Annotated in this window: 2 protein-coding genes; both read left to right on the forward strand. The window is 72.0% G+C overall.

The genetic code is table 11. From position 1 onward, the window contains the following. On the forward strand, positions 1–335 hold a 335-nt coding region (locus OP04_RS56330), incomplete at its 5' end, for a hypothetical protein (protein ID WP_232324034.1). Beyond that, positions 317–3,706: hypothetical protein (locus OP04_RS47990; protein ID WP_157241385.1), on the forward strand; the 3,390-nt coding region annotated here is incomplete at its 3' end. The genes OP04_RS56330 and OP04_RS47990, both read left to right, overlap by 19 nt.

Consider the following 3,706-nt stretch of genomic DNA (forward strand, 5'->3'; position numbering starts at 1 on the left):
ACCATTTCCAGTCGCTTCGTCCGTCGGATTCGGCGGGTGGGGTGGTGGGTCCGGATCAGTCGTCGTGGGTGTCGGTGGGTTCGCCGGCGCCGGTGGCGGTGTTGTTGGCGGAGTCTGCGGGTCTGCGTGATCTGAATGTGGATCGGGATGCGTCGGCTGATGCGGGTTGGTTGACGAACTGTGTTCTGGGGACGATCGCTGCGGTGTTGGCGAAGTTGGATCCGGGTGCGCGGTTCCGTGCGGTGGCGTCTGTGGCGACTGATGTGGATGTGTTGTCCGCGTGGTCGGGCCGGCCGCATTGCCTGTGGTGGGTGCCATGGGTGTGGTGGCGGTGAATGCCCGCGTGGGCGAGCCGGGGCACGTGTTCATGGCGGTCCGTACGGGTCCCGTCGTGGATTCGTCTGATCCGTATGACGGTGTGGCGTTCTACGATCCGCAGTCGGGTATGCAGGCGAAGGCGCCGGTGGACCCGTTGCGGGTGCGGTTCATGGAGGTGCCCGGCACGGGTGTCGACGTCTCCGCGATCGAGGCCGCACCCCGCCGCACCCCGGCCGCCGAACGGCAGGCCGCCGAGGCGGACACGAACGCCGCGTTCGAGCGCGATCTGGCCGCCGGAACGAACTCGGAGGCCGGCGACCCGCCGAATCCGATCGCGGACCAGCGGGCCGCGCTCCTCACCGGTCTCACCGACGAGGTCACCCGGCTGGCGACGCCCGCCGTCCCGGTGCGCCCGGACCCGGCGGAGTCGTCGCAGCCGGCGGCACTGGAATCGACCTACGAACAGACGACGGAGACCATCCAGGACACGCTGGAGCCGGAGGCCGGGCGGACCAGCCGGGAGCTGGACACCCACCGGGCCGCGGTGGAGAACGCCGAGCAGCGCATCGCCGACGCCGAGCGGGCGCTGCGCGACCTCGATCAGCAGATCACCGACCGAAGGTCCGCGGTCCAGCGGGCCGACAGCTCCGCCCGCGTGGCCGAGACCCAGGCGTCCGCCCCCGACGCCGACGCCGCCGCGCTCGCCAAGGCGCGGGACACCGCGGCGGCGCACCAACGCGCCGTCGCCGCCCTCGATGCGCTGGACGGTCCCCGCACGCGGACGGTCCAGGACCTGGCCGACGCGCACACCGCCCGGGAGACGGCGCTCCAGCGGGCCGACGAGGCCGCCCGGGAGTACCGCGACGCGCGGACGGCGCTGACCGCGGCCCGGAAGCTGGCCGAGCAGCTGCGGATGCGGATCGACGCCGCACAGCCGTTCCCGGCCGTGACCGATGGCATGATCACCGCGCGGGTGGCGTCGCTCGGCTTCGAGGCGCGGATGGTCGTCGACCGGGCACTCGCCCCGCAGGCCCGGAACGCCACCGCCGACGTCACGCGTCTGGACGCCGAGCTGAACGCGCTCCGCGACAGCCTCACCGCCGCTCAGCGGGCCGAACACGAGCTGCGGTACGCGGACGGCACGGCCAGGACACGGCAGAGCGAGTTCGATCTGGCGGCCACCCTGCTGCACGATGCCGGGGACGTGGTCGCGGACGCGGCGGTCGAGCGGGCCGAGGCGGAGGTACGGGCCCAGGCCGAACGGGAGACGGCCGACGAGGCGGCCGAAGCCCTCGAAGACGCGCAGAACGAACTGGAAGCGCTGAGTGAGCGGCTGACCACCGCCCAGGCGGCGCTGACCGCCGCACAGCGAGCGCACCAGGCGGATCCGGACGGCACGCCGGAGCCGGACGACTCCCAGGTTCTCGACATCGAGGACCGGATCGAGACGGTCGAGGACACCCTGCCGGGCCTGGAGGCCGAGGCGCAGCGCACCGAGGAGCGCGCGACCGAGGCCGAGAGCGACCGGGACGAGTCCATCGAGCGGTTCGACACCGCGCTCAAGACCTACCAGACCCGGAACGCCGCCCTCACGACCGCGCTGGAGGCCGTCCGGACCGCCGATGACGACCTCGGCCAGGCGCGCACGAACCGGCAGGAACACCCGGCGTTCGCGGAGCTGGAACACCGCTTCGCGGCCCTCGGCGCGGAGCTGGAGAACGCCAGGTCGGCCGCGCGGACGGCCGCGCAACAGCTCGCTGACGCGCAGACGAAGCTGGACGCGCTCGAGACGCGAATCGGTGGGCAACTCGACCTGACCAAGTTCGGTGACCGGGACGATCCGGGCAGCGTGCACAGCTATCTGGGCACCGGCACCGAGGTCACGATCGCGCCGGAGGACGCGGAGAAGGTCCGCACGCTGGTCCAGACCGCGGCGGCTCCGAAGGTCCACCGCATCCAGCGGGAGGCCATCACCAAGGACATCGACCGGCTCACCACGCAGCTCGCGCTGACCGGAGACCTTCCGACGGCGATCGGCAAGTCCGGCATCACGCACGTGGTCGGCTCGGGCCCACACGCGCTGCGGGTGCGGCTGCGCGCCACGATGGAGCGGAACGACGCGCCGGACGTGCTGCCGGACTTCCCGACGCCGGAGCTGACCCAGGCGGAGAACCGCAAGGTCGGCGGCTCGTCGAACCCGGTCGTCCAGCAGTCGTCGAACTACCGGGATCTGGCGGTGTCGTTCCAGCGGTTCCAGCCGCTCAGCCAAGGTCTGTTCCGGCTCTTCAACATCACCGGGACCGCGCGGATCACGCACGGCAAGTACACCCGGACCACGGTCACGGACATCGGCGCCGGCCAGGGCACCACGGAGCGCATCCGCGGGATCGGCTTCGCGCACCCGTACACGATCACGTGGTCCGTCGCCGTCGAGCCGGCCAGCACGCCGCTGCCCGACCCGGGCGCGCCCGCCCGGAGCGAGTCCGACGGCGCGCCGCCGGCCGATGTCGAGCTGGCGGAGGGCGCCAACCCGACGGTCAGCACCCCGATCGTGGTGAACTTCCCGGAGCACGTGGCGGCGCCGCGTCCGCCGGAGGACACCACGCCGCCGGGCGAGGACACGCTGGCGAACCTGCCGATGTCGATGGACTCGTTCCACGACCCGGGCGGCGTCGGCCGGACGATCCTCGGCGTGCTCCCGCGGCTCGCCGGCCGTGCCAACGCCGCCGGCCTCCAGCTGGACCCGGAGTCGCAGCGGGAGATCCTCACGCTCAGCGGGTTCAGCAACACGCACGCCAACCTGCCCCGGCTGCGTGGCGACGGCCTGCTCTCCAACCCGTTGCGGGACGCGGACGGCAAGGAGATCGGCATCCTGCGGCTGCGGGCGAAGCCGGTGCCGGGCGCCGGTAACCGTATCGTGTCGCAGAGTCAGTTCAATCCGCTGGAGATCTACCGGCAGATCCGTCTGCAGGAGCGGGGTACGACGCAGCTGCGGAACCTGTTCGAACTGAGTGCCAACATCGGCACGACCATCGTGCCGAAGCCGATGGCGGAGACCGCGGTCGCCGGCACCTACGGCTCGGCCAGCGTGTCCGCCACCGGCGCGATGGCCCATGGAACGACGCACGGCACGAATACCGGTGCGTCGTCGGAGATGGGCCGTGGTCTGCGGTCCGGTGTGGACAGTGACCCGGAGTGGACCGGCAAGGTCGCGCGGGCGATGATCGCGGATCTGGACACCGAGTTCACGGTCGAGCTGCTGACCGGTGGCCGGACGGATCCGCTGCCGTCGCAGACGCACACGTGGACCGGGCTCGCGGAGGATCAGGAGGGTATGCGGGCGCGCTGGCGGCCGTTCACGCTCTCCGGCGCGGATCAGCCGAGGTTC

It is taken from the genome of Catenuloplanes japonicus (assembly GCF_000717135.1).
Classification (GTDB): domain Bacteria; phylum Actinomycetota; class Actinomycetes; order Mycobacteriales; family Micromonosporaceae; genus Catenuloplanes; species Catenuloplanes japonicus.